Below are 25877 nucleotides of genomic sequence, written 5' to 3' on the forward strand. Positions count from 1 at the left end.
GTATCCAGATGATGGCCGGTGCCCGAGGTGAGCGTCCCGCGACCTCTCAGACCGCTCAGAAGGTTCGAACCTCCTGCAGGCTGACGAACGCCCCGTGACCCGTGGCGTCATTGGTGAAGGTCGTGCCGGCGACATCGGCGACGATCGTCCAGCCGACCGCCCGATACGTCGCGTAACTCATGCTGATTCCTTGTGCGGCACCGAGATTCCCCTGCGCCCAGGTGACCGCACCGTCCGATGTCACCCGGAACGATACGTATCGCTCGCCACTGGGATCGAGTGGCCAACCGGTGTTGGAGCCCGATTCGCAGATCACCGCGTCGGCACTCACGAGGCATTTCGTCAGTCCGGTTGCCGTCCGGACCGTGACGTAGCCGCGCTCGTTGGGCGGAAGCTCTTGAGCCACCGGGGCCTGGGTGGTCGTGGGCGTCACGCCGGTGGGCGTCGCCGAGGTGGTGTCCTGCACGGTCGTCGACGGCGCGACGGTGACCGTCACGGTGGTGCCGTCCGACTCGGCGGTCGGCGTGCCGGAGGTGGAAACGCACCCCGCCGACACCGCCACGACGACCAACACCGCCACGAGGAAGTTCATCCCCCGCGCGCCGCCACACGCCACCCGATCATGCAGCGATACTTCCACACCTCCGCTCGCTGAGGCACTTTCGGGTGATGACGGAGATCGTCGGTGCCGCCGACCGGGGGAGCAAGTGCACAGTTCAACCGACGACGGGGCTGACAGACCGACGACGGGCGACCGATACTGGACACGCCGAGCGATCCGGGCACTTCCCGAGGTGACACATGCCGCACTCCACGCACCACCACAATCGTCGGCGCCTCGCGTTGGTTGCCACACTCCCCGTGTCGGCAGTGCTCGTCCTGGCCGGATGCGGCGCCGACGGCGACCCCGACCCGGTGTGGACGCCACCGCCGCCACCCTCCGCCGTGACCTCGACGGTCACCGTGACGTCGCCGGTGACCACCCCGCCATCGGCGACTCCGACCACCCAGGCCGACGACGGCCCGACGACAACCGCAGGCGGCACTGCAGCCCAGACACCCGAATGCACCGACCGACTCGACTATTCCTCGGATCCCCGGTCGAACGCCGAGATCAACTCGCAGGGCGCACAAGCGGGAGTGTGTCCGGTACCGATCACCGTTCCGCCGGGCGAGACTCCGCGATGCACCGATCAGATCGACTATGCGGGCGACCCGCGCTCCAACGCCGAGATCAACTCGATCGGCGAGCAGACGGGTGTCTGCCCGGCGCCGATTGCCGGCTGATCGACGCAGCACCTGCCGATAGTCCGAACTCGAACACCTTGTTCCACAGAACAATTCGTAGGTAATCGCCCACAACATCCGGTGGCTGTGGGCGCCGAAATACGTCACGGTCTCACTGCCGCACGCTCAGGAGGTCGGGCTCGACGATCCGAGGAACGACCGTCCGCAATAACAGAGCATCTGCTCTGTTATAGTTTCGGCATGCCCCGACCTCGCACTCATGACCTCGACAAGTTGATGGACGTTGCAGAGAAGCTGGCTGTCGAAGCCGGCGCCGCTGCGGTGACCGTTCGCGCCCTGTCCGAACTGACCGGCGTGTCCAACGGTGCGATCTATCACGCATTCGGATCGCGAGCCGGATTGGTTGGCCGCGTGTGGTTACGCGCAGCGCAGCAGTTCCTTGCGGTGCAACGCGACGCGGTCGACGCAGCCCTCGGTGGTGCCGACAGTTCCGGTGCCGACAAGCCCGGCGCCGCTGTCGAGGCGGTCGTCGTTGCGGCGGATACGCCGGCGACGTTCCTTCTGGACCAACCGGTACGAGGACAGTTCCTCCTCACGGTCAGTCGCCGCGAGCTGCTCGGTTCCGACGATCTGCCGACTGATCTCGCCGCCGAACTCAATACGCTCGACACGACCCTGGCCGAGCTGTTCATCACTCTGTCGCAGGCGATGTGGGGGCGTGCTGATCCCCTTGCGGTGTCGGTCATCAGGGACTGCGTGGTCGAGCTGCCCACCGCACTACTACTCCGGGGTCGAAGACTCCCCGAGCCCGATGTTCGGCAACGCCTCACGACCGCAGTGCGCGCTGTGCTGACAGTCCCACTCCCTGAACCGACGCCCACACGCCGATCAACCGACCGATGAAAGGACCCACCATGACTGCCTCGGTGAACTACCACGAAGAGATCGCCGTGCTGACCCTCGGCGCCGACGAGAACCGTTTCTCCCCTGACTGGCTCGACACCGTGGGTTCGCAGCTGGATGAGGTCGAGGCGAATGCTCGCGGGCTGATCACCGTCGGCGCCGGCAAGTTCTACTCAAACGGTCTCGACCTCGACTGGCTGATGACCAACAGTGAGCGCGCCGAGTGGTACGTCGAGCGGGTTCAGAAGCTGCTTGCCCGCATCCTGACCTTCTCGCTACCGACAGCGGCCGCGGTCAATGGCCACGCCTTCGGCGCCGGCGCAATGTTCGCCATCGCCCACGACTTTCGGATCATGCGATCCGACCGCGGCTACTACTGCTTCCCGGAGGTCGACATCAACATCCCCTTCACTCCGGGGATGGCCGCTCTCATCCAAGCCAAACTCACACCCCGGTCTGCGCTCATCGCGATGACCACCGGACATCGCTTCGGTGCCGACGACGCACTCGAGGCGGGCCTGATCGACGCCACCGCCACGGACGGGGAGATCGTCGGCGCAGCCATGGACAAGCTGCCCAGCGCAGGCAAGGACCGAACAACTCTGGCCGCCATCAAGTCCACAATGTTCGCCTCGGTCACCGCCGCACTGCGCCAAGGCCGCGCGTAGGCGCCTGATCGATCCGGCACCAACCCACCGAAGGATGCTCCGATGACCGCCACCACCTCACCCGAAGCCAGGAATCTGCGGATCTGGAACTCCCTGCAACGCATTCCTCTTGGCAGTTGGATCTTCACCCAGGCGTTGTGTCTGAAGGCGCCGTACTTCCGTACCGTCCATCCGCGTGTGGTCGAGATGCGGCCCGGGCTGTGTCGGGTGCACGCCCCCAACCGACGGAGCGTGCACAACCACCTCGGCACCTACCACGCCATTGCGTCGTGCAACATGGCCGAACTCGCGGGTGGCATGATGACGGAGGCGACCGTGCCGTCGACCCACCGATGGATTCCCGTCGGAATGACCGTGACATACAAGGCCAAAGCCACCACGGCGGTCACCTCCGTTGCCCGGCTTGATGAGATCCCCGAGTTCACCGACGAGCCCGCTGAGCTCATCGTGCCCGTCGATGTCCTTGATGCCCAAGGAATTACGTTCGTGACCGCACAGATCACGATGCACGTGTCAAAGAGGATGCACTGACCAGAGACGTCCGAGACCATGCCGGTTTTCCGTTGTGTCGTCGCTCGGTTACCGGGAGTCGTCGGTGAACCCCCGGCCGATCGGTGCGTGCTGACCACACGCGGCGGTGTCCGGAGGCCACCGGCCGGGTAACGTCGGCCTCACCGAGTGCGAGGAGGTTCACCGATGACGGGGTTCGACAAGGATGCGGCGAAAGCGTTCCAGAGGCGAATGGTGGGCGTACTCAACGACTCCGCGCTCGGCCTGCTCCTCGGTATCGGCGACGAGTTGGGACTGCTCGACGTGCTCGCCCGCACCGGGCCCGCGGACTCGGCCACACTCGCGGCGGCCGCCGGCGTCGACGAGCGCTACCTGAAGGAATGGCTCAACGGGATCGTCGTGGGCGACGTGGCCGATTACGACCCCGCGACCGGCCATTACTCGCTGCCGCCGGAACGGGCGGTCTGCCTCACCCCTGCCGACGGCCCGGTGAACCTGGCCCGCAGCCTGCGGATGCTCACCATGCTCGCCGGGGTGGAACCCGAACTGCGCGAACCGTTCCGGCACGGCGGCGGACTGGGATATGACCGGTTCCCCGGATTCCACGCGCTGATGGCCGCCACCGCGCGGGCCACCCACGACGGGGGTCTGCTCGACGACGTGGTGCCCGCGGTGCCCGGCCTGCACGAGTTGCTGACCCGCGGCGCAGTGGTGGCCGACGTGGGCTGCGGCTCGGGGCATGCCGTCAACCTCCTGGCGCGCGCCTACCCGACGAGCACCTTCGTCGGATACGACCTCGGCACCGAGGCGATCGAGGTGGCGCGCGCAGAGGCGAGTGACTGGGGACTCACGAACGCCACCTTCGAGATCCGAGACGTCGCACACCTCGACGAGACCGACACCTACGACGTCGTGACGGCGTTCGACGCGATCCACGATCTGGCGTTCCCCGACCGGGTACTCGCATCCATCGCGACCGCGCTGCGCCCCGGCGGCACCTTCCTGATGGTCGACATCAAGGCCCAATCCGCGGTCGAGGACAACATGTCCCTGCCCTGGGCAACCTATCTCTACACGATCAGTCTGATGCACTGCATGACCGTCTCCCTCGCCCAGGGCGGTGCGGGACTCGGCACCGTATGGGGCAGGCAGACCGCCGAACGCATGCTGGGCGAGGCGGGTCTGGTGGACGTCGAGGTCAAGGAGGTCCGTACCGACCCCTTCGACTACTTCTACGTCGCGCGCAAACCGCGGTGATCCATCCGAATGGACGACGGGCGCTGGAGCGTTCCGCGGAACGCCCATAGTTTGTCGGTCGTGGAGCCTCTCTATCCGATCCTCAAAAACTACGACTGGAACGCGAAACCATTCGCCCGATACCGGAATTTTCTCGGCGTCGACCGCGACCCGATGCCGTTGATCGCCTATGGATACTCCGAAGAGGCCACATACCGCTTCCTCACCAGCACCGACCTGACCGACCGCACCGTTGACGATGTCCACGCCGAGGCGATGGAGAATCTGGCGGCCGTTGAGATCGGTTGGGAATCGTTCGACTCGACGTCGCTCACCGCCTCCGGCCATGACTTCTCCGCAGAAAAGATCCTCGACCCGCAGTTCATCACCGAGGCACAACAGATCCTGGGCTGCAGCACAATCGAGGTGTGTGTTCCGCGCCGCCGAGTCATCTACGCGACATCGGCGACGCCCGGTACCCGTGAGCACCAAGAGTTCTCCGGCGTTGTCTGGCATACCTGGCTCGACGACAGCTTCGGCAACGCACCGATCACCAACATGTTCTTCCGGTTCGATGGCAGTCAGGTGGTCGGGGCAACCGTCCTGGAGCCCACATGAACTTTGGCAAGTGACGACCACATCGCGCCCTCTGGCCGGATTCCCACCCCGGACGCCGGAGGCCGCTTCCGACACTCGGAAGCGGCCTCTGATCTGCATTTTACTGTCGGGCTGACAGGATTTGAACCTGCGACCACTTGACCCCCAGTCAAGTGCGCTACCAAACTGCGCCACAGCCCGTTGCCCCGCGAACGAGGCCTAGATGACATTAGCCGACCGGCTGGTCCCGATGCCAATCGCCTGGTCAGAGGTGAATCCAGGACGGTGAATCTAGGAAGAGGTCGACGACTTCGACGACTTCTTCTCGAACCACGTCCAGGCGAAGGTCACGATGACAGCTCCGATCAGCGAGCCGATGAAGCCGCTGGGATGCAGGTCGAAGTCCTGCTCGAAGATGAGGCTGCCGAGGAAGCCACCCACGAACGAACCGACCAGACCCGCGGCCAGTGCGACACCCCAGTCGATGTTCCACATGTTCTTGCCGCCGACGATCAGCTGAGCAATTCCACCGATGGCCATTCCGAACACGATGATCCCCAAGATGATGAACACGGGCACAAGTATCGCACCCCGCCGTCGCCGACATTCGCGGCACCCGACAACGAGATCAACCCCCGGGATAGCCGATCAGCGCCGGCGCCGCTGCTCCCGCTTCTCGCGCACACGGACATTGATCCGCACCGGCGATCCGTCGAAGTTGAACTGCTCCCGCAATCGCCGCTCCAGGAATCGTCGATAGCCGGCTTCGAGGAACCCGGTGGTGAACAAGACCACCGTCGGCGGGCGGACCGCCGCCTGGGTGGCGAACATGATCCGCGGCTGACGGCCGCCACGCAGTGGCGGCGGATTGGCCGCGACGACCTCCTTGAGCCAGGTGTTCAGCGGCCCGGTGGAGATGCGCTTGTCCCACGACTCCAGTGCCCCTTCGAGCGCCGGCACCAGCTTCTGGACGGCACGGCCGGTCATCGCCGAGATGTTCACCCGACGGGCCCACGGCACGCGAGCCAGTTCGCGGTCGATCTCCTTGTCCAGTTGGTATCGACGGTCCTCGTCGACGAGATCCCACTTGTTGAACGCGATCACCAGTGCCCGGCCCGAGTCGATCACCATCGACAGCACGCGCAGGTCCTGTTCGGTGATCGGTTCGGAGGCATCGATCAGCAGGATCGCCACCTCGGCGGCGTCGAGTGCCGCCCGGGTGCGCAACGAGGCGTAGTACTCGTGGCCGCTGGCCGTGCGCACCTTACGGCGCAGACCCGCGGTGTCGACGAATTGCCATGTCCGGCCGTCGAGTTCGATGAGTTCGTCGACCGGGTCGACGGTGGTGCCGGCGACGTTGTCGACGACCGAACGATCTTCCCCGGCGAGTTTGTTGAGCAGTGAGCTCTTTCCGACGTTGGGCTTACCGACCAGGGCCACACGACGGGGACCGCCGAAGGAAGGCCCGGTCTCCCGCGGGGTCTCGGGCAGCTTCTCCAGGATCACATCGAGCAGATCCCCGGCGCCGCGACCGTGCGCCGCCGACACCGGGAACGGTTCACCCAGTCCGAGTGACCACAACGATGCCGTCTCGGCCTCGAGTCGCTCGCTGTCGACCTTGTTGGCGACCAGGACGACCGGGGTCTTGGAGCGGCGCAGCACCTTGGCGACGGCCTCATCGGTGGACGTCGCGCCGACCGTGGCGTCCACCACCACGACGATGAGATCGGCTGTGCCCATGGCACGTTCGGCCTGAGCCGCGACGGCCTGCTGCAAGCCCTTGGCGTCGGGTTCCCACCCGCCGGTGTCGACGACGGTGAACCGGCGACCCGACCAGGACGCACCGTAGGACACGCGGTCACGGGTGACGCCGGGGATGTCCTCGACGACGGCCTCGCGGCGTCCCAGGATCCGGTTGACCAGGGTGGACTTGCCCACATTAGGCCGGCCGACGATGGCCACCTCGGGAACCCGCTCCACCTCACCGGTTTCCGGATCGAATCCCTCGAGATCACCGAGATCCCAATCGGTTTCGTCCGACCAGATGCCGTCACCGGGAAGCGCGGTGATGTCGGAACCCGCGGCCGGATCACCGGGGGTCACGGAGTCACTCACGACGCCACCGCCTTTCGTGCGCGGACCAGGTCGACGAGTCGGTCGAGGACCTGATCGAGGGTCATGTCACTGGTGTCCACCAGGATCGCGTCGTCGGCGGGACGCAACGGCGACACCGCCCGGGTGGAATCGAGATGGTCGCGGCGGTTGACCGCCGCCAGCACCTCGTCGTGGTCGCTGGGTCGTCCGGCGGAGAGGTTCTGCCGATGACGACGCTGGGCCCGGGCCTCGGGCGTGGCGGTGAGGAAGAACTTGACGAACGCATCCGGGAACACCACCGTCCCGATGTCGCGACCTTCGACGACGACGAGATCGGTCTGTGCCTGACGTCGTTGCAGACCAACGAGTTTCGTACGGACCGCAGGAATGGCCGACACCGCCGACACCGCATTGGTGACATCGTCGCCGCGGATCGGTCCGCTGACGTCCTCACCGTCGAGGAACACCCGTGAGCGTCCGCTCTCATCACGACGTAGCGCGATCTCGGCGTCGGCAACTCGCGCCTGCACCGCGGCGGTGTCGGCGGGATCGATCCCCGACCGCAGCACCGCAAGCGTCGCCGCACGGTACATCGCCCCGGTGTCGAGGTAATGGCCACCGACCTTGTCGGCCAACAACTTCGACACCGTCGACTTTCCGGTTCCGGCCGGGCCGTCGATCGCGATCACTCCCCCGCTCACAGACCGACCGCCTTGTAGAGTGCGCCGACCTCGTCGCGACCGAGAACCCGCAGGCTGCCCGGTCGCTGTTCACCGAGCGCGACGTTGCCGATGTGGGTACGCACGAGCGCCTGGACCGGGAATCCGACGGCCTCCATCATGCGACGAACGATGCGATTGCGTCCCTCGTGCAAGGTGATTCGCACCTGGGACTGCCCCTCGTGGACACCGAGGATCGCGAACCCGTCCACCGACACCGGTCCGTCGTCGAGTTCCACCCCGTCGCGCAGCGTCCGTGCGAGATTTCGCGGCACCTCACCGCGCACGGTGGCGAGATAGGTCTTGGGCACCTCAAAGGACGGGTGCATGAGCCGGTGGGCGAGTTCGCCGTCGTTCGTCAGGAGCAGCAGTCCCTCGGTGTCGGCGTCGAGCCGGCCGACGTGGAAGAGCCGCTGTCCGGCCATCACCCGCTCGGCCACGATGTCGCCGATGCACGGGCGGCCCTGATCGTCGGCCATCGTGGACTGCCAGCCCTTGGGCTTGTTGAGCGCGAGGTACTGCCGGGTCTCGTCGATGATGACGCGCGCGCCGTCGACCCGGATCACCGCGGTGTCGGGATCGATGCGCAGGCCCTGCTCGGTGACGATCTGCCCGTCGACCTCGACCCGGCCGGCGGCGATCATCTCCTCGGCACCGCGACGCGATGCCACCCCGGCCTGTGCGAGGACCTTCTGCAACCGCACGCCGTCGGCGACATACGTCGCGCCGTGCTCATCGGAGTCGCCCCCTTGATGACGTGCCGGACGCGCGTTGTTGAGGCGGATCCGGCCGGCGTTCACGTCGGGCTGCGACCCACCCTTGCGATGCTTCTTCTTGGTATGTGGCTGATCGCCGCCATGCGGCGGTGAGCCTCCACGTCGTTTCGACGATGCGGATCGACCGGCCGCCGCACCCTTGGAGGTGCGCTTACGCGGTCCCGGTGTGCCATCTCGGCCAGCGGTTGCCATTCTCAGTCCTGAGTGTCGTTGGAATCTGCGACGGGGTCCGGGGACGACACATCGTCGACGGCCCCCTCTGAGTCTGACGCCTTGCCCGCCAGTTTGGCGAATCGGGGGTCGGAGTTGAGTTCCTCGTCGAGATCGTCGATCAGGTCGACATCGGGCAGCAGCGGCGCCAGATCCGGCAGCTCCGACAGCGACGCCAACCCGAGTCGCTCGAGGAACAACTCCGTGGTGCCGTACGTGGTGGCCGTCGTCTGCGGATCGGTGCCGACCTCGTTGATCAGGCCGCGGGCCACCAAGGTGCGGATCACACCGTCGACGTTCACCCCGCGGATGGCGCTGACCCGGGCCCGCGACACGGGCTGCCGATAGGCGATCACCGCGAGCGTCTCCAACGCCGCACGCGTCAGCTTGGATCGGGCCCCGTCGAGCAGGAGTCGTTCGACGTAGGGGGCGAAATCGGTGCGCGTGTAGAACCGCCAACCGTCACCGGCGAACCGCAGATCGATCCCGCTGCGACGCTCGGTCAACTCCGCGGACATCCGGTTCAGTTGCTCGCGGACCCGGGCGGGCGTGGCGCCGAGCGCCGAGGCCAGTTCGTCGGTGGTCACCGGTGTGTCGATGACCAGCAGCAACGCTTCCAGCGCGGCACGCAAGGTGTCGTCATCAAGGGCCTCACCCTCACCTTCGACGACATCGAGTTCCGTCTGGCCGGGTTCGGTAGCCCCGGGCTCGGAAACCCCGGGCTCGACGATTCCCGGCCCGATCTCACCCGCGACATCACCATCGGTGTCGGTCATCCGTAGTCCTCCGCCCTCTCGAAACTCAGGTCGTGCACGTCACGCTCACCCGACCAGATCACCCGCAGATCACCCAGCGCCTCGGGCTGATCGAAGGTGATGGCGCGTTCCCGGAACAGTTCGAGCAGGGCGAGGAAACTGCCGACCACCTCCAGACCGCTGCCGCAGTCCGCGGTCAGCTCCCGAAATGTCAGCCCCGATTCGGCTGCCCCGGCGAGCAATCCGGCCATACGGGTGGCCTGGGCGGGCACCGACACCGAGTGGACGTCGTGCAGATGGTCGAGACCGACGGTGGGCACCGGACGTGGTCGAAGCGCAGCCGCGGCGACTTCGGCGAACCCGGCCGCGTCCACCCCGAGGGTCACCTCGGGCAGCAGGTCGGCGTAGCGCTCCTCCAGTGACACCGCCCGCGGGTACCGCTGCAGGGCGGCGGCCTCGAGTTCACCGAACAGCGCGGCGACCTGCTTGTAGGCCCGGTATTGCAGCAGTCGCGCGAACAGCAGGTCGCGGGCCTCGAGCAGCGCGAGATCCTCGGGATCGTCGACCTCGCCGGACGGCAACAGGCGGGCGGCCTTGAGATCGAGCAGGGTGGCCGCCACGACCAGGAACTCGGTGGTCTGTTCCAGCCCGAGTTCGGGACCCATCTGCCGGGTGTAGGCGATGAAGTCGTCGGTCACCTCGTGCAACGCCACCTCGGTGACGTCGAGACGATGCTGACTGATCAGGTTCAGCAGCAGATCGAAGGGGCCCTCGAAGTTGCGCAATCGGACCCGGAAGCCGGTGTCCGGGGCGGCGGCCTCCCCCTCTGCCACCGCCGGCGCCGCACCGTCGGGATCGGCGGCCCTGTCGGCCGCAGCGCCGACCATCGCGACCGGCTCGGTCATGCCTGCTTGACGTTACGTGCGATGACCTCTCGCGCCAGTGCTCGATATGCCTGCGCACCAGAGGATTTCGGCGCCCACGAGGTGATCGGTTCACCGGCGACGCTGGTTTCGGGGAACCGGACGGTCCGCGCGATGACGGTGTCGTAGACCTTCTCTCCGAACACCTCAACCACCCGCGCCATCACCTCGCGGGAATGCAGCGTCCGGGCATCGAACATGGTCACCAGGATTCCGCCGACGTCGAGGCGCACATTGAGACGGTCGTGCACCTTCTCGATGGTGTCGGTGAGCAACGCCAGCCCACGCAGGCTGAAGTACTCGCATTCCATCGGGATGAGCACGGTGTCGGCGCAGGCCAGCGCGTTGACGGTGAGCAAACCCAGCGATGGCTGGCAGTCGATCAGGACGATGTCGTAGCGGTCGAGCACCGGGTGCAGTGCCCGTGCGAGTGCCTGTTCACGGCCGACCTCGGTGACCAGCTGGATCTCCGCGGCCGACAGGTCGATGTTGCTCGGCAGCAGATCGAGTCCGTCCACGCGCGTCCGCATCAGCACCTCGTCGGTCGGCGCGTGCGGGGGAACCAGCAGGTTGTAGACGGTCTCCTCGAGTTCGTGGTGCGGAACTCCCAGACCTGCCGACAGCGCACCCTGCGGGTCCAGATCGACGAGAAGTACCCGCCGGCCGTACTCGGCCAGCGCGGCACCGAGGTTGATGGTCGACGTGGTCTTGCCGACGCCGCCCTTCTGATTGCAGACCGCGATGACGGTGGCCGGTCCATGCGTCTCGAGGGGGGCCGGTTCCGGCACCGGACGGTAGGGGCGGCCGGTCGGTCCGATCTCCTGTTCCGAGACCGGTGGGGGCACGGGGTGATCCGGCTCCTCGGCGCCGGGGCCCGTCGGTACCTCGAGACTGTATTGATCCTCGAAGTGGGCGTGAAATCGCCGGGGGCTGGAGAGGCTCACCGCTGACTCGCCCCTTTCTGTCGTCTGCCTGGCCGGATCACGCGACCTGACCAAAGCCTAGTGTGTCGTCGGAATGAACTCGCGGAGCATCGCCGGTGGATCGGGGTCGATATCTCCACACCGCACTCGGCCGAGCTCACCGCGCCCGCGGGTGCGCGGTGGCGTACACCTCGCGCATCGTGTTGACCGTCACCAGCGTGTACACCTGTGTGGTGGTCACCGACGCGTGGCCGAGGAGCTCCTGCACCACCCGGACGTCGGCGCCCCCGTCGAGCAGATGGGTGGCGAAGCTGTGCCGCAGGGTGTGCGGCGAGACCGCGATGTCGAGCCCGGCGCGCTCGGCGGCGGCCGCAAGAACCTGCCACGCGCCCTGCCGGGTGAGCCGGCCGCCGCGCGCGTTGAGGAACAGCGCGGGCTGGGATCGACTGACCAGCGCGGGACGTCCGCGGACCAGGTAGGCATCGAGCGCGTCGATCGCCGGACCGCCGACCGGTACCACCCGTTCCTTACCGCCCTTGCCGCTCAGACGCACCGCACGGGTGTCGGTGTCGATGTCGTCGACGTCCAGCGCGGTCGCCTCGGAGATGCGCGCGCCGCAACTGTAGAGCAGTTCCAGCAACGCGCGATCACGCAGCGCTCGCGGGTGATCGGCGGCACCCGCGGCGTCGAGGATTGCCACCACGTCGGTCACCGACAACGCCTTGGGCAGTCGGCGGGCCGGGCTCGGTGGTCGTACCCCGTGGGCGACGTCCTCGCCCACCAGCCCCTCGGCCGCGGCGAACTTGTGAAATCCCCTGGTGGCCACCAGGGTTCGCGCCACCGAGCTTTCCGCCAGCGGCTGATCGTGCGTCTGTGCGTCACCGCGCCGCAGTGCGACCAGGAACTCCCGGACGTCCTGCTCGCGCACCTCGCCCAGATCGGCGATGCCGCGGTCACTCAGGTAGCGCCGGTAGCGACCGAGGTCGCGACCATAGGAGGCCAGGGTGTTGGCCGCGACGCCACGTTCGACGGTCAGATGATCGAGGTAACGCGCCACGGTGTCGTCGATCCCGACCCCACCGGTCACTCGCCCACTCCCCTCGATGCCCGTCGTCCTATCGGCTCCGCCGGCTGCGCAGCGCGGTCGGTTCGTCCCGCCACGGCGCGCCGGTGTCCCGCAGTGCGATGTCCCCGCGGTCGGCGGCGGCGACCGCCAGGATGCCCGCCACGCTCGTCGCGTTGACGATCTCTCCCGCGAACACACCGCGCACGGCGTCGTCGATGGGCACCCACTCCACCGACATGTCGGCCTCCTCGTCGGCGCGGTCGGCGGCCTCGAGGACGGTGAGTCCCTCGGCGAGGTACAGACGCAGCGCCTCGTCGGTGAAACCCGGTGACAGGTCCAGGTCGACCAGCACTCGCCAGCGGTCGGCGGCCAGGTCGGTCTCCTCGGCCAGCTCGCGTTGCGCGGCGACCAGCGGGGACTCCTGAGCCCCCTGATCGAGCAATCCCGCCGGCAGTTCGAGAAGCCGGTGACCGATCGGATGCCGATACTGACGGACCATCGCGATACGACCGGAGTCATCACGGGCGACGACGGCCACCGCACCGTAGTGTTCGACGATCTCCCGCTCGGCGACCCGGCCACCGGGCATGACCACGTCGTCGACCCGCAAGGTCAGGATCGCGCCGTCGTAGACGGTGCGGCTGTCGCGGACGGTGAACTCGTGTGTTCCCGCGTCGACGGTGCTGTCCTCGGTCAAGCGCCGTCGCCTCCGTGGGCGCCGGTGGCGGCCGCCACACCCGCGGAATCGGCATCGGCCGTGTGCGCCGGTGACCCGTACTCGCCGAGCTCCACCGGAAGCCGTTCGGCTGCTTTGTATTTCAGGGCCGCGTCGATGAACGACCGGAACAGCGGGTGCGGGCGGGTGGGTCGACTCTTGAGTTCGGGATGCGCCTGCGTGGCCACCAGGAACGGGTGCACCTCACGCGGATACTCAACGAACTCGACGAGATGCCCGTCCGGCGACGTCCCGGAGAACACCAGCCCGGATTCGGCGATCTTGTCGCGGTAGGAGTTGTTGACCTCGTAGCGATGACGGTGACGTTCGGACACCTCGGTGGCCCCGTAGGCCTCGGCGACCTGCGTCCCCGGCAGCAGCACCGCCGGGTAGGCGCCCAGACGCATGGTGCCGCCGAGGTCGGCCTCACCCGAGACCACCTCGTGCTGATCGGCCATCGTCGAGATCACCGGATGCGGGGTGTCGGGATCGAATTCATCCGAACTCGCCCCCTCTAGACCGACCGAGCGGGCCGCCTCGATGACGATGCACTGCAGTCCCAGGCACAGCCCTAGCAGCGGGATGCCGCGACGGCGCGCATAGGCGATCGCCCCGACCTTGCCCTCGATGCCGCGGATGCCGAAGCCACCGGGGATGAGGATGCCGTCGACGTCGCCGAGGGCGGCCTGCGCACCGGCGAGGGTGGCGCATTCGTCGGAGGGGACCCACTTGATCTCGGTGCGGGCGCGCCACGCGAAGCCCCCCGCACGGATCGCCTCGGTGACCGACAGGTAGGCGTCCGGGAGGTCGACGTACTTGCCCACCAAGGCAATTCGCACCGTCTCACGCGGATCGTGGACCCGGTTGAGCAGTTCGCCCCACACGGTCCAGTCGACGTCGCGGAACGGCAGACCCAGTTTGCGCACGACGTACGCGTCGAGCTGCTCACTGTGCAGCACCTTGGGGATGTCGTAGATCGACGGTGCGTCGGGGGTCGAGATCACACCTTCGATGTCCACGTCGCACATCAGCGCGATCTTCTTCTTCAGCGCCTCGGGCACGTCACGGTCGCAGCGCAGGATGAGTGCGTCGGGCTGGATACCGACGTTGCGCAGCGCGGCCACCGAATGCTGGGTGGGCTTGGTCTTCAGTTCGCCCGACGGTGCGAGATAGGGCACCAGCGACACGTGCAGGAAGAACACGTTGTCGCGTCCGACGTCGTGCCGGATCTGCCGGGCGGCCTCGATGAACGGCAGTGATTCGATGTCGCCGACGGTGCCGCCGATCTCGGTGATCACCACGTCGGGCGCCTCACCGTCGTCGCCGGGCTCACGCATCGCGAGGACCCGCGCCTTGAGTTCGTCGGTGATGTGCGGGATGACCTGAACCGTCTCGCCGAGGTACTCGCCTCGCCGTTCCTTGGCGATGACGGTCGAATACACCTGCCCGGTGGTCACATTCGCCGACTGGGAGAGGTTGCGGTCCAGGAACCGCTCGTAGTGACCGACGTCGAGATCGGTTTCCGCGCCGTCCTCGGTGACGAACACCTCACCGTGCTGGAACGGGTTCATCGTCCCCGGATCGACGTTCAGGTAGGGGTCGAGTTTCTGCATCGTGACCCGGAGACCGCGAGCGGTCAGCAACTGACCCAGACTCGATGCGGTCAGGCCCTTCCCAAGCGACGACGCGACGCCGCCGGTGACAAAAATGTGTTTGGTGCCCGAATGCACATGGCGCAGTGGTCGCAACAGTGGTTCTCCCGTCGGCCGGATCAGGTCATGAAAGCCTGCTCACCTACGGGACTCCAGGGTAACACCACCGAACGCATCCGCCCGCCACCACACCGACGCGCCCACCACGATCGGTGTGTCGCGACCGAGGCGCCATGCGCTGAGGATGGGGCGATCAGGTTCCGGGCGGGGCGTCGACGGGCTGGGCGCCCACGGTGATCGCGGTGGCACCCGGACCGGTGCCATAGGAGCCGGTGTGCCCCTGACTTTCCTCGTCGAGCACCAGGATCGTGGTGATCAGACCGGTCTGTTGGTCCACGTTGTCGACGGTGGAGACGGCGTTGCGCAGCGCCGGATCCGAGCGCACCACCGCGATGGGTGACACCCCGGTGGCCGACCCGGTACGGCCGACGAGCGTGCCACCCTGAGCCCGGGCACTCATCGCGGCGGCCAGGCGGGCGGTGAGTTGGCCCTGCGCGCCGGAGTTCTCCGGGAGCGCGTCGCCGGTGACGAACACCACGAGATCGGCCGGCCGGATGGCGTTGTCGGCAAAGGTGATGAATCCACCGTCGCGCAGCGTCTGCAGACCGGTCTGCCGATCCGACGCCGACGCCGCCTGCTGACCCGAGCGGTGGGTGACGAGACTGCCGAGCAGATCACCCACCCGTCCGCCGGTATCGGTGAGTTCGGCACGCAGGGTCGTCCCGGCCGGGATCGTCTGGTCGACGATGGTGCGGACCTGCTCGGCCTTCTCATCACGGATGAGGGTGTCGGTCATACCGATCTGCCCGGCGAAGGTGCCGCCGGCGGTGGCGATGCACTCCTTCACCGCTGTCACGTCGGAGTCCGCCGCGTTCGGCGTGGTCACCACCAGGACATCCTGTCCGCGCAATTGACCGGCGATGAGCCGGGCGGCGATCGCCGCGTCAAAGCTGTTGGCGGAGTTGACCTGGTCGTTGAGCGAGTCGCGTTGCTGTTCGAGATCGCCGATGCGGTCGCGACTGGTCCCGGTCAGAGAGTTCACGCGATCACCGACGAAGCCCGAGCCGAGGAACAGTCCCAGTGCCAGGGCCATGAACACCGCCACCAAGGAGATGGCGTGCTGACGCATCGAGATCATCGGCTACCGGTTCCAGACTCCCCGTGCCCACTCCACCAGGTGATTCCACTGGGCCACAACCCAATCGATGACCTCCGGGCCGGCATTGGACAGCATGACCGCTGCGATGACGGCGATGAGCGCGGCCAGGATGACGCAGGCGATCGCCGCGCCGGAGACGCGGCTGCGATAGAGAGTGGCAACGGCCTTGGCGTCCACCAGCTTCGGACCGACCTTCAGCCGGGTGAGGAAGGTCGACGGCGTGCTCTCGCGACGCGAACGGTCGAAGAAGTCGTCGAGGGAACCGCCGTAGCCTGCGGTCACGATGAGATCGGCGCCGTGGAAGTCCGACAGCAGCAGGGCCAGATCGGCGGCCGACCCCGCCGCCGGGAAGGTGGTCGCGCCGATACCGAGATCCTGGATCCGTTCGAGGCCGGGTGCATGTCCGTCGGTGTCGGCCGGCAGCACCACCTGGGCACCGCTCTTGAGCGTGGCGACCTTCATGTCCTCGGGGTCACCCACCACGACGGCGGGCTTGTATCCGGCCTTGACGAGGGTGTCGGCGCCGGCGCCCACACCGACCAGGATCGGCGAGTACTCCTTGATGAACGGTTTGAGCGCTCGCAGTTCGGTGCCCCGATCGGGTCCGTCGGCGACGATCACGACATGCTTGCCGGCGAAGGACACATCCACATCGGGAACGCCGACTCCGTCGATCAGCAACGGCGACTCGCTGCGGATGAACTCGATGGTGTTGCCGGAGAAGGCTTCCAGATGATCGACGAGACCGGTCTTGGCGTCGATCATCATATCGGCGACGTCGGGCTCCTCCAACGTGGTGCCGCGGGCGAGGCGCCGCTCGCCGACCAGCAGACGATCGTCGTGCACCCGCAGTTTGGCGCCGTCCTTGACCTTCTTGAACACCTCGGGCCCCACGTCGTCGAGCAGGACGATCCCGGACGCGACGAGCACCTCGGGGCCGAGATTGGGATAACGACCGGAGATCGACGGCGACGCATTGACGACGGCGACGACATTGGCCTGCACGAGCGCGTCGGCGGTGACGCGATCGAGGTCGACCTCGTCGAGGATCGCGATGTCCCCGGGCCCGACCCGTTCGATGAGTTTCTTGGTGTTCTTGTCGATTCTGGCGATACCGATCACGCCAGGCAGTTCTTGTGTGGTCCGCGCGAGCAGTGCAGGCATCTTCATGCACGCCATGATTGACCGCGACATCCGCCTTCGATGGGAGGCGCGCCGTAACTTCTACAACTTTTGTCACATGAGAATCAACAGGACCGTTGACCTCAAGAGTCTCTTTCCGCCTCAGCGGTAGACAGAAGTTCCTCCGCATGTGCCTTTCCGGTGTCGGATTCCCCCAGTCCCGCAAGCATTCTGGCGAGCTCGGCAACCCGGTCGGTGCGGTCGAGCACACGCACCGTGCTCGTGACGGCCCCCTTTGTCGATTTCTTGCCGATCACGAGGTGGTTGTCGGCGAACGCGGCGACCTGCGGAAGATGGGTGACGACGATGACCTGATGCGCCTTCGCGAGCCGAGCCAGTCGACGGCCGATCTCCACCGCGGCACGACCACCCACGCCGGCGTCGACCTCGTCGAAAACCATGACCGATCCCGAGGTCGGTTCGGCCAGCACCACCTCGAGAGCCAGCATCACTCGCGACAGTTCGCCGCCCGACGCCGAGGTGGCGATCGGTAGTGGCTGCGCACCCTTGTGCGGTACGAGCGCGAACTCGACACGGTCGGCACCGTCGGCACCGGCCTGCGCGACACTGCCGTCGACGTCGATGGCCAGACGACCGTCGGCCTCGGCGGGTTCGGGGACGACGCCGACCGAGAGCACCGAATCTCCCATCGCGAGACCGGCCAGTTCCTTCGACACCTTGGTCGCCATCGTCGAGGCCGCCTTGACGCGGATGGTGTGCAGTTTGCCCGCGGCGTCGGCGACCACGGTGCGCGCCTGGGCCGCGCGTTGTTCGAGATCGTCGATGCTGCCCTGCGGGTCGTCGATCTGTTCGAGTCGTTTCTGCGCCTGCCGATGCCACTCGATCACACCGTCGATGTCCGGCGCGTACTTGCGGACCAGCGCCTTCAGTTCACTCTGCCGGGTGAGCAGCTTGTCGAGGGCGTCGGCGTCGGTGGGCAGCGCGGAGAGAAAGTCGGTGAGTTCCTCGCCGATGTCGGTGACCACGGTGAGGGCCTCGGCAACTCGCCCGGCCAGGCGTCGCAGTTCGTCGTCGGCGGCCGACTCGAGCATCGACCGCGCCTGCCCGAGACCCTCGATCACCGATCCGGACTCCCCGGAGATGATCTCGTGGGATCCGGATGCGGCCGACCGGATCGACTCGAGGTCGGTGAGCCGACGGATCGTCTCGGCGAGATCGGTGTCCTCGCCGGGTTGCGGGTCGACAGCACCGATCTCGTCGATGCCGAAGCGCAGACGATCCGCTTCCTGGGCGAGGTCGCGGGAATTGGCGCGCAGTTCGTCGAGTTCGTCGAGGATGTCGATCCACTCGGTGCGTGCGCTGCGGTAGGCGGCCAGCGCCTTGTGGGCCTTGGCCCCGGCGAAGGTGTCCAGCGCGGCGCGCTGCCGGTCCGGGCGCAGCAGTCGGAGCTGATCGTTCTGCCCGTGCACGGTCAGCACGGAGTTCACCAGCTTCCCGAGAACACCGACCGGCACCGAGCGGCCACCGAGATGGGCGCGGGATCGGCCGTCGGCGTTGACCGTGCGGATCGCGATGACGGTCCCGTCGTCGTCGAGTTCGGCGCCCGAGGACTCGAGGAGTTCGGCGATCTCCGTCGAGGGTTCACCGTCGGTACCGGTGACCCGGAATCGTCCTTCGACGGTGGCCCGCTCGCTTCCGGATCGGACGCGGCCGGCGTCGGCGCGCGCCCCGGACAGCAACCGGAGGCTGGTGACGATCATGGTCTTGCCCGCTCCGGTCTCACCGGTGAGTGCGGTGAATCCGGGTGACAGTTGCGCCGCGGCCTCGTCGATCACGCCGAGGCCGGCGATGGACAGTTCCTCGAGCATCTAGATCTGCCTTCCCCGCCAGCCGGTGACCGGCAGGTCGAACTTGCGTACCAGCCGGTCGGCGAACGGATCGGAGTCGATCCGCACCCACGGCACCGATCGCTCGCTGCGCACCACCTCGACGCGGGCACCGGCCGGAACCGGCAGACGACGCCGACCGTCGCACAGCGCCACCGCCGACCGCCCGTTCTTGTCCACCTCGACGGCGATCCGTGACCGTGGGCTGGTCACCATCGGGCGGGCGAACAGGGCGTGTGCGTTGCTCGGCACCACCAGGATCGCCTCGAGATCCGGCCACATGACCGGTCCCCCGGCCGAGAAGGCGTATGCCGTCGAACCGGTGGGTGTGGACACCAGGACCCCGTCGGCACCGAACGCCGACACCGGCCGTCCGTCGACCTCGGTGACGAGTTCGAGAACCCCGGTGCTGGTGTTGTTGAGGATTGCGACCTCGTTGAGCGCCCAACTCTTCTGCGGTGGTTCGTCGGGACACGCGGGATCGATCACGGTGATGTCGAGGGTCATGCGGGGTTCCACCCGGTAGTCGCCGGACACGAGTTGCTGCATGACCGCATCAACCCGGTTGGCTTCGGCCTCCGCCAGGAATCCGATGTGGCCGAGGTTGATTCCGAGCACCGGAACACCTGCTGGATGAGCCAATTCGGCGGCGCGAAGAAATGTCCCGTCGCCGCCCAGAACGATCACGATCTCACAGCCCTGCGCCGATTCGAGGTCACCGACGGTCACCTCGACCCGGGCGCCGGTCTCACGCAGCCGGTCGGGATCGAGTGGATTGCGCTCGGGACGGGGCACCGAATGAGCATCGGCCACCGACTGGGGATAGGCCCGCGCCTCGCTCGCCGGATCCGGATCGACCCTGGTGTCGTGGTCCACCACACGCAGCGCCACTCCGGCCGCGGCACAGTGCCGCGCGATCGACATCATGGTGTCGGTCACGACGTCGCGGCCGGTATGGGCGACGACCAGGAATTCCCGGTCGGCGTCCGAAGCGTTGACCACCTGGTATCCCTTCGTCTCACGCATGGGGTGTGTCACAGTGGGCCGCGCCGATGGGCGTTGCCGGTCAGCGCGGACCCTCCTCGACGGCCCGGCGAATCATCTGCACGAGGTCGTCATCGACCGCGGCCTCACCGTCGACGTCGCCGGCGGTCGCCGTGTCCTCACCCGCGTTCGATTCGACACGGTTACCGACCCTATCCCGACCGTCTGACACGTCGCTTCCCGACTCCGCCTCCGACCGTCGCCGCAACCAGAGGAAGTACTCGACGTTGCCCGACGGCCCCGGAAGCGGACTCGCGGTCACCGCGCGCAGCGTCAGTCCGAGTCGATGTGCCTCGGCGACGACCTTGGCGACGGCCGCGACGCGTAGTTCCGGATCACGCACCACCCCACCGGATCCCACGCGATCCTTGCCCACTTCGAATTGTGGTTTGACCATCGGCACGAGATCGGCGTCAGGTGCGGTGCAGGCCACGAATGCCGGCAACACCAACGACAAGGAGATGAACGACAGGTCGGCGACGACGACGTCGACGGGACCGCCGATGTCCGCCGCGCACAGGTGACGAACGTTGGTCCGATCGTGGATGTCCACCCGGTCGTCGTTCTGCAGACGCCAGATCAGTTGTCCGTAGCCGACGTCGACGGCGACGACCTCGCGGGCACCCCGACGCAGCAGGACGTCGGTGAAGCCGCCGGTCGACGCACCGGCATCCAGGCACCGTCGACCCGTCACCGACAGTCCCTGCGGTTCGAACGCCTCGAGTGCACCGAGCAGTTTGTGCGCCCCTCGCGAGGCCCAATCGTCCCGAGCGGCGTCATCCACCACGACGATCGGGGTGTCCTTGCCGACATTCGTCGACGGTTTCGTCGCGATCGTGCCGTTGACCTTGATCACCCGCTGCTCTACGAGGTCACGGGCCTGCTCACGAGAGCGGGCCAAACCCCGACGAACCAGCTCGGCGTCCAGACGCGCCCGTGCCGCCACTCAGTCACACCTCACCGGTGATCGACCTCGGACAACGCCGACGTCAACACCTCGTGAGCCTGTTCGAGGAGCTGCGTCTGCCGTGCCAGTGCGACGAGGTCGAAGGCGTCACCGGTCTGCTCTCGGATGTCGTCGACCTGGCCGAGCAGATCGTGGACCTGCTCGGTGACGACGTCGGCGAGGGCTGGATCGACGTCGGGGCCGGGCCCGGGAGACGGAGCGGCACCGGGCATCAGGTGCGGTCCCGGCCGCGGTCCGGTGATCGGGCCATCGTGCGGTGCGGTCATGATCTACGCCTCGTGGTCGAAGTCGAGTTCTGCCAACACCGTACGCACCGCATCCGACGTCCCGGTGACGACCAGTTCGGTGAGGTCGATCTCGTCCGCGTCGGCCCACTCCCACACCTGCGCGGCGAGAGCCGGCAGTAATGCGCCGGCATCCGGGACGTCGGTGGTCGATGAGACCGACACCGTGTTGCCGTCGCGGCCGACGCTCCATGAGTCCTTGGCGGAGATACGCAGGGTGTCGACCGCGCCGAGGACTCCGGACAGGTCGGCGGCGACGTAGGTCGGTCGTTGCTGGGGAGGCGCCGAGAGCAGATCGGCCGGGGTGCTGACACCCGTGAGCACCAGCAGGCTGTCCAGACCGACCGAATGCGCCCCCTGGATGTCGGTGTCCAGGCGATCGCCGATCACCAGTGGCTTGTCCGCCGCGCTGCGCGTGATCGCGTCGGCCATCAGCGGTGCCGCGGGCTTGCCCGCCACCAGCGGTTCCTGCCCGGTCGCATTGGCGACCGCAGCGACCAGGGACCCGTTCCCGACGAGCAACCCCCGCTCGGACGGCAACGTCGCATCGACATTGGTCGCGATCCACAGCGCACCCGCCCGAATGGCAAGGGCCGCTTCCGAGAGTGTCGCCCACGACGTGTCCGGCGAGTATCCCTGGATCACGGCCAGTGGCCGGTCGTCCGCGCTGCGTGTCACCGCAATGCCGACTTCGCGGACCTCCTGTGCCAACCCGTCCGTGCCGAGAACAAGGGCACGAGAACCGGGTTCCAGGTGTTCGGACAGCAGGCGAGCCGCCGATTGCGCACTCGTCACCACCTGATCGGGCGTCGCGTCGAATCCCATGCCCACCAGGTGCTCGGCGACCTCCGTGGGACGACGGCTCGCATTGTTCGTCACGAAGATGGTCGTGCGATCGACCTGTCGGAGGGTGTCGACGGCGCCGGCCACCGGCCGGTGCCCGGCGAAAACGGTGCCGTCGAGGTCGAGGAGCAGTGCGTCATACACATCGGTCAACACTGGCACCGGATCTGAGGTCTGGGTCTCGACTTCCGGCTCTGCGACCTCCGGCTCTGCGACCTCGGGGACTGCGACCGCGGGGACTGCGGGTACAGCCACTTCATCGTCGGCCTCGACGGCCTCGACGGCCTCGGTTGCCTCGGTTGCCGCCAACGGCGCGCCATCACCGGAGGACTCGTCAGGGGCCGACTCGTCACGCCTGTCAGGGACCGGTTCATCGAGCACCGGCCCGTCGAACGCCGTCTCGTCCGGTGACACCTCGGCAGGCTCGCCACCCACCGACAACTCCATCAGTCGGAACTCGGCGTCGGTCGCGTCGTCGATGTCGGCGGCAGATGCGTTCATGAACCACGTCATCGCATCGTCGATCCGTCCGGCGGCCTCGAGCGCCGACGCATACGCATAGAAGACGCGCGCCGCTGCCGTGCCGGTACGGCCCGGGCTGAGGTCCTCCAACTGCAAGGTGACCAGCGCCTTGTCGGGCTCACCCATATCGGTTCGGGCGCCGGCCTCGACGATGCGCAATTCGGTCGCCTCGTCTCCGGTCAGCGCGCGTCCCTCGTCACTCCATGCGATCTCGATCGCACGCTCCGGCCGTCCCAGGCCTCGCTCCGCGTCCGCGATCAGCGGCAGCAGCGACGAGCTTCCGGTGATCCGGCGAGCTGCCCGCAGCTCCGAGATCGCCTCCTGCCATTCGCCCGCGTTGTACGCCGCGATGCCCGCGGTTTCGCGCACCACACCCACCCGCGTCGCACGACGACGAGCCGCTCGCGCATGCTCGAGCGCAAGCGCCGGGTCCTCGTAGAGAAGGTCTGCCACCATCACCAGGTGACGGGCAACGGCTTCCGCATTCGACTTGTCGAGCGTCAGCAGGTCACGCCGAGTCTCGGAGTCGAGATCCGACGCGCTCACCTCGTCGGGAATCGCCGGCTCCGCCGGACGATCCGACGGCACCGAGCGTTGCGGGGAGCCACCCTGACGTTGCGGGCGGCGGCCGCGATTGCGATCACGGTCAGTCATGGAAGCCAATCTATGCCCTGGGCCCGCACACGGCCGACCCGACCCCGCATCGTCGACGTCGGCGCGGGTGCTGTTCGTCGACGCGGTGCCCGCGTGTTCGCGCCCTCGGTGCAATGCGAGCGCGAGGACGGGGGCGCCGCGCGAGCGTGCACGTGCCGCGCGAACTCAGCGTGGCGCGGGCGCTGCTCGTCGACGCGGTGTCTGCGTGTTCACGCGCTCGGTGCACTGAGAGCGTGAGTGGGGGGATGCCGCGCGAACGTGGAGATACCGCGCGAAGGCTGGCGCGGGTGCTGTTCGTCGACGCGGTGTCTGCTTGCCGGCGCGGTGCCTGCATGCTCACGCGGTCAGTGCAATGAGCGCGCGTAGACGGGGTCGCCGCGGGAACGTGGACTTGCCGCGTGAAGCTCACCCGTGGCGCGGATGCTGTTCGTCGACGCGGTGCCTGCATGCTCACGCGCTCGGTGCACTGAGCGCGTGAACGTGGAGGTTCCGCGGGAGCGTGACGGCGGCGCGTGAACATCCCCGAAAAAAGGGGGGTGCGGAATGCGGTGATGCCCCGCAACACGTGAGTGTTGCGGGGCATCCCGGAATGATAGTTCGGCGGTGTCCTACTCTCCCACACCGATCAGAGTGCAGTACCATTGGCGCTGGTGGGCTTAGCTTCCGGGTTCGGAATGGGACCGGGCGTTTCCCCACCGCTATAGCCGCCGAAACACTATGAAATTAACGGGACCCCTCTTTGTCGTCTCCGACACAGGGTTGCCTGCTATTTCAGAAGTACATAGTGGATGCGAAACAATCTTTTGAGTTAAAGAAATGTTGTTGTAAGTCCTCGGCCGATTAGTACCAGTCACCTACACCTGTTACCAGGCTTCCAGTTCTGGCCTATCAACCCCATGGTCTGTAGGGGGCCTTAACCACTCAAGGTGGTGAGAAACCTCATCTTGGAACAGGCTTCCCGCTTAGATGCTTTCAGCGGTTATCCCTTCCGAACGTAGCCAACCAGCAATGCTCCTGGCGGAACAACTGGCACACCAGAGGTTCGTCCGTCCCGGTCCTCTCGTACTAGGGACAGGTTTCCTCAAGTTTCTAACGCGCGCGGCGGATAGAGACCGAACTGTCTCACGACGTTCTAAACCCAGCTCGCGTGCCGCTTTAATGGGCGAACAGCCCAACCCTTGGGACCTACTCCAGCCCCAGGATGCGACGAGCCGACATCGAGGTGCCAAACCATCCCGTCGATATGGACTCTTGGGGAAGATCAGCCTGTTATCCCCGGGGTACCTTTTATCCGTTGAGCGACACCACTTCCACACGTTGGTGCCGGATCACTAGTCCCGACTTTCGTCCCTGCTCGACATGTACGTCTCACAGTCAAGCTCCCTTGTGCACTTACACTCACCACCTGATTGCCAACCAGGCTGAGGGAACCTTTGGGCGCCTCCGTTACATTTTGGGAGGCAACCGCCCCAGTTAAACTACCCACCAGGCACTGTCCCTGAACCCGATCAGGGTCCGAGGTTAGAAGTCCAATACGATCAGAGTGGTATTTCAACAACGACTCCACAACCACTGGCGTGGCCGCTTCACAGTCTCCCACCTATCCTACACAAACCGAACCGAACACCAATACCAAGCTATAGTGAAGGTCCCGGGGTCTTTTCGTCCTGCCGCGCGTAACGAGCATCTTTACTCGTACTGCAATTTCGCCGAGTCTGTGGTTGAGACAGCAGAGAAGTCGTTACGCCATTCGTGCAGGTCGGAACTTACCCGACAAGGAATTTCGCTACCTTAGGATGGTTATAGTTACCACCGCCGTTTACTGGGGCTTAAATTCTCAGCTTCACCACCCGAAAGTGATTAACCGGTCCTCTTAACCTTCCAGCACCGGGCAGGCGTCAGTCCGTATACATCGTCTTACGACTTCGCACGGACCTGTGTTTTTAGTAAACAGTCGCTTCTCTCTGGTCTCTGCGACCCACACCAGCTCAATACGCAAGGTACGTCACCAGGATGGGTCCCCCTTCTCCCGAAGTTACGGGGGCATTTTGCCGAGTTCCTTAACCACAGTTCTCTCGATCGCCTTAGTATTCTCTACCTGACCACCTGTGTCGGTTTGGGGTACGGGCCGTGTACCAACTCACTAGAGGCTTTTCTCGGCAGCATAGGATCATGGAATTCACCACAACGGTTACGCATCACCTCTCAGACATTATGAGTGACGGATTTACCAATCACTCGCCCTACAGGCTTACACCAGGACAACCACTGCCTGGCCCCACTACCTTCCTGCGTCACCCCATCGCTTGCCTACTACCAC

The 25877-nt window shown here is 66.4% G+C and carries 24 protein-coding genes, 1 tRNA gene and 2 rRNA genes; 6 read left to right on the forward strand and 21 right to left on the reverse strand.

Features of this window, described 5'->3' with window-relative positions:
- Positions 1 to 55 precede the first annotated feature (55 nt).
- Positions 56 to 640 carry a hypothetical protein gene (locus ABLE92_RS17025; protein ID WP_348805926.1) on the reverse strand — a complete coding sequence of 195 codons (585 nt, stop codon included), beginning with the start codon at positions 638 to 640 and terminating at the stop codon, positions 56 to 58.
- Positions 641 to 801: 161 nt separating this feature from the next.
- On the opposite strand from ABLE92_RS17025, the gene ABLE92_RS17030 reads away from it, so the two are divergent.
- The 6 genes from ABLE92_RS17030 (at position 802) to ABLE92_RS17055 (ending at position 5183) form a co-directional block, all read left to right on the forward strand.
- A complete protein-coding gene (locus ABLE92_RS17030) occupies positions 802 to 1287 on the forward strand; it encodes a hypothetical protein (protein ID WP_348805927.1) in 486 nt (161 codons plus the stop codon).
- A gap of 201 nt (positions 1288 to 1488) precedes the next feature.
- Positions 1489 to 2151 carry a TetR family transcriptional regulator gene (locus tag ABLE92_RS17035; RefSeq protein ID WP_348805928.1) on the forward strand — a complete coding sequence of 221 codons (663 nt, stop codon included), beginning with the start codon at positions 1489 to 1491 and terminating at the stop codon, positions 2149 to 2151.
- 11 nt (positions 2152 to 2162) lie between these two features.
- Positions 2163 to 2819, forward strand: a complete 657-nt coding sequence (locus tag ABLE92_RS17040) for an enoyl-CoA hydratase-related protein (RefSeq protein WP_348805929.1) — start codon at positions 2163 to 2165, stop codon at positions 2817 to 2819.
- A 42-nt stretch (positions 2820 to 2861) separates the two neighbouring features.
- On the forward strand, positions 2862 to 3350 hold the full coding sequence (locus tag ABLE92_RS17045; protein WP_348805930.1) for a hotdog fold domain-containing protein: 489 nt from the start codon (positions 2862 to 2864) through the stop codon (positions 3348 to 3350).
- A 165-nt stretch (positions 3351 to 3515) separates the two neighbouring features.
- Complete coding sequence (locus ABLE92_RS17050; RefSeq protein ID WP_348805931.1) at positions 3516 to 4586, forward strand: class I SAM-dependent methyltransferase; 1071 nt, start codon at positions 3516 to 3518, stop codon at positions 4584 to 4586.
- Positions 4587 to 4646: 60 nt separating this feature from the next.
- Positions 4647 to 5183, forward strand: coding sequence for a hypothetical protein (locus tag ABLE92_RS17055; protein WP_348805932.1), 537 nt, complete (start codon positions 4647 to 4649; stop codon positions 5181 to 5183).
- 106 nt (positions 5184 to 5289) lie between these two features.
- Here ABLE92_RS17055 and ABLE92_RS17060 read toward each other — a convergent pair.
- The 20 genes from ABLE92_RS17060 to ABLE92_RS17155 form a co-directional block, all read right to left on the reverse strand.
- Positions 5290 to 5363, reverse strand: a tRNA-Pro gene (locus ABLE92_RS17060).
- Between the two features lie 90 nt (positions 5364 to 5453).
- Positions 5454 to 5702, reverse strand: a complete 249-nt coding sequence (locus tag ABLE92_RS17065) for a GlsB/YeaQ/YmgE family stress response membrane protein (RefSeq protein WP_348805955.1) — start codon at positions 5700 to 5702, stop codon at positions 5454 to 5456.
- A gap of 108 nt (positions 5703 to 5810) precedes the next feature.
- Entirely contained in the window at positions 5811 to 7277 is a 1467-nt protein-coding gene (gene der / locus ABLE92_RS17070) for a ribosome biogenesis GTPase Der (protein WP_348805933.1), read from the reverse strand.
- Positions 7274 to 7957: a (d)CMP kinase gene (gene cmk, locus ABLE92_RS17075; RefSeq protein ID WP_348805934.1), complete on the reverse strand. Its 684-nt coding sequence runs from the start codon at positions 7955 to 7957 to the stop codon at positions 7274 to 7276. Before cmk ends, der begins: the two co-directional genes overlap by 4 nt.
- Positions 7954 to 8943, reverse strand: a complete 990-nt coding sequence (locus ABLE92_RS17080) for a pseudouridine synthase (RefSeq protein ID WP_348805935.1) — start codon at positions 8941 to 8943, stop codon at positions 7954 to 7956. The genes cmk and ABLE92_RS17080 overlap by 4 nt, the downstream gene beginning before the upstream one ends.
- A gap of 2 nt (positions 8944 to 8945) precedes the next feature.
- Positions 8946 to 9737: an SMC-Scp complex subunit ScpB gene (gene scpB, locus ABLE92_RS17085; RefSeq protein WP_348805936.1), complete on the reverse strand. Its 792-nt coding sequence runs from the start codon at positions 9735 to 9737 to the stop codon at positions 8946 to 8948.
- Positions 9734 to 10621, reverse strand: coding sequence for a segregation and condensation protein A (locus tag ABLE92_RS17090; RefSeq protein WP_348805937.1), 888 nt, complete (start codon positions 10619 to 10621; stop codon positions 9734 to 9736). Before ABLE92_RS17090 ends, scpB begins: the two co-directional genes overlap by 4 nt.
- Positions 10618 to 11583, reverse strand: coding sequence for a ParA family protein (locus ABLE92_RS17095; RefSeq protein ID WP_348805938.1), 966 nt, complete (start codon positions 11581 to 11583; stop codon positions 10618 to 10620). The genes ABLE92_RS17090 and ABLE92_RS17095 overlap by 4 nt, the downstream gene beginning before the upstream one ends.
- Positions 11584 to 11719: 136 nt before the next feature.
- Positions 11720 to 12649: a site-specific tyrosine recombinase XerD gene (gene xerD, locus ABLE92_RS17100; protein WP_348805939.1), complete on the reverse strand. Its 930-nt coding sequence runs from the start codon at positions 12647 to 12649 to the stop codon at positions 11720 to 11722.
- A 28-nt stretch (positions 12650 to 12677) separates the two neighbouring features.
- Positions 12678 to 13325 carry an NUDIX domain-containing protein gene (locus ABLE92_RS17105; RefSeq protein ID WP_348805940.1) on the reverse strand — a complete coding sequence of 216 codons (648 nt, stop codon included), beginning with the start codon at positions 13323 to 13325 and terminating at the stop codon, positions 12678 to 12680.
- A complete protein-coding gene (gene pyrG, locus ABLE92_RS17110) occupies positions 13322 to 15091 on the reverse strand; it encodes a CTP synthase (RefSeq protein WP_348805941.1) in 1770 nt (589 codons plus the stop codon). Before pyrG ends, ABLE92_RS17105 begins: the two co-directional genes overlap by 4 nt.
- A gap of 157 nt (positions 15092 to 15248) precedes the next feature.
- Positions 15249 to 16193 carry a copper transporter gene (locus tag ABLE92_RS17115; protein ID WP_348805942.1) on the reverse strand — a complete coding sequence of 315 codons (945 nt, stop codon included), beginning with the start codon at positions 16191 to 16193 and terminating at the stop codon, positions 15249 to 15251.
- Between the two features lie 3 nt (positions 16194 to 16196).
- A complete protein-coding gene (gene steA / locus ABLE92_RS17120) occupies positions 16197 to 17384 on the reverse strand; it encodes a putative cytokinetic ring protein SteA (protein ID WP_348805943.1) in 1188 nt (395 codons plus the stop codon).
- Between the two features lie 95 nt (positions 17385 to 17479).
- Positions 17480 to 19225 carry a DNA repair protein RecN gene (recN, locus tag ABLE92_RS17125; RefSeq protein WP_348805944.1) on the reverse strand — a complete coding sequence of 582 codons (1746 nt, stop codon included), beginning with the start codon at positions 19223 to 19225 and terminating at the stop codon, positions 17480 to 17482.
- Complete coding sequence (locus ABLE92_RS17130; RefSeq protein WP_348805945.1) at positions 19226 to 20269, reverse strand: NAD kinase; 1044 nt, start codon at positions 20267 to 20269, stop codon at positions 19226 to 19228. It lies immediately after the preceding gene.
- Between the two features lie 40 nt (positions 20270 to 20309).
- Complete coding sequence (locus ABLE92_RS17135) at positions 20310 to 21233, reverse strand: TlyA family RNA methyltransferase (RefSeq protein WP_348805946.1); 924 nt, start codon at positions 21231 to 21233, stop codon at positions 20310 to 20312.
- 11 nt (positions 21234 to 21244) lie between these two features.
- Entirely contained in the window at positions 21245 to 21520 is a 276-nt protein-coding gene (locus tag ABLE92_RS17140) for a hypothetical protein (protein ID WP_348805947.1), read from the reverse strand.
- Between the two features lie 3 nt (positions 21521 to 21523).
- Positions 21524 to 23557, reverse strand: a complete 2034-nt coding sequence (locus ABLE92_RS17145) for an HAD-IIA family hydrolase (protein ID WP_348805949.1) — start codon at positions 23555 to 23557, stop codon at positions 21524 to 21526.
- Positions 23558 to 24152: 595 nt separating this feature from the next.
- Positions 24153 to 24269, reverse strand: a 5S ribosomal RNA gene (gene rrf / locus ABLE92_RS17150).
- Between the two features lie 107 nt (positions 24270 to 24376).
- Positions 24377 to 25877, reverse strand: a 23S ribosomal RNA gene (locus ABLE92_RS17155); the annotation flags it as partial.

This window comes from Gordonia oleivorans, from assembly GCF_040044975.1.
In the GTDB taxonomy this organism is placed as follows: Bacteria; Actinomycetota; Actinomycetes; order Mycobacteriales; family Mycobacteriaceae; genus Gordonia; species Gordonia oleivorans.

What these genes read in the sequence shown, in the direction of transcription:
- ABLE92_RS17090 (WP_348805937.1), bottom strand. Translation starts at nt 10,621, where the DNA reads ATGACCGAGCCGGTCGCGATGGTCGGCGCTGCGGCCGACAGGGCCGCC.
- steA (WP_348805943.1), bottom strand. Translation starts at nt 17,384, where the DNA reads ATGAAGATGCCTGCACTGCTCGCGCGGACCACACAAGAACTGCCTGGC.
- ABLE92_RS17030 (WP_348805927.1), top strand. Translation starts at nt 802, where the DNA reads ATGCCGCACTCCACGCACCACCACAATCGTCGGCGCCTCGCGTTGGTT.
- ABLE92_RS17045 (WP_348805930.1), top strand. Translation starts at nt 2,862, where the DNA reads ATGACCGCCACCACCTCACCCGAAGCCAGGAATCTGCGGATCTGGAAC.
- ABLE92_RS17065 (WP_348805955.1), bottom strand. Translation starts at nt 5,702, where the DNA reads ATGGCCATCGGTGGAATTGCTCAGCTGATCGTCGGCGGCAAGAACATG.
- ABLE92_RS17145 (WP_348805949.1), bottom strand. Translation starts at nt 23,557, where the DNA reads ATGACTGACCGTGATCGCAATCGCGGCCGCCGCCCGCAACGTCAGGGT.
- ABLE92_RS17050 (WP_348805931.1), top strand. Translation starts at nt 3,516, where the DNA reads ATGACGGGGTTCGACAAGGATGCGGCGAAAGCGTTCCAGAGGCGAATG.
- scpB (WP_348805936.1), bottom strand. Translation starts at nt 9,737, where the DNA reads ATGACCGACACCGATGGTGATGTCGCGGGTGAGATCGGGCCGGGAATC.
- ABLE92_RS17035 (WP_348805928.1), top strand. Translation starts at nt 1,489, where the DNA reads ATGCCCCGACCTCGCACTCATGACCTCGACAAGTTGATGGACGTTGCA.
- ABLE92_RS17080 (WP_348805935.1), bottom strand. Translation starts at nt 8,943, where the DNA reads ATGGCAACCGCTGGCCGAGATGGCACACCGGGACCGCGTAAGCGCACC.
- ABLE92_RS17130 (WP_348805945.1), bottom strand. Translation starts at nt 20,269, where the DNA reads ATGCGTGAGACGAAGGGATACCAGGTGGTCAACGCTTCGGACGCCGAC.
- recN (WP_348805944.1), bottom strand. Translation starts at nt 19,225, where the DNA reads ATGCTCGAGGAACTGTCCATCGCCGGCCTCGGCGTGATCGACGAGGCC.
- ABLE92_RS17115 (WP_348805942.1), bottom strand. Translation starts at nt 16,193, where the DNA reads ATGATCTCGATGCGTCAGCACGCCATCTCCTTGGTGGCGGTGTTCATG.
- ABLE92_RS17140 (WP_348805947.1), bottom strand. Translation starts at nt 21,520, where the DNA reads ATGACCGCACCGCACGATGGCCCGATCACCGGACCGCGGCCGGGACCG.
- ABLE92_RS17040 (WP_348805929.1), top strand. Translation starts at nt 2,163, where the DNA reads ATGACTGCCTCGGTGAACTACCACGAAGAGATCGCCGTGCTGACCCTC.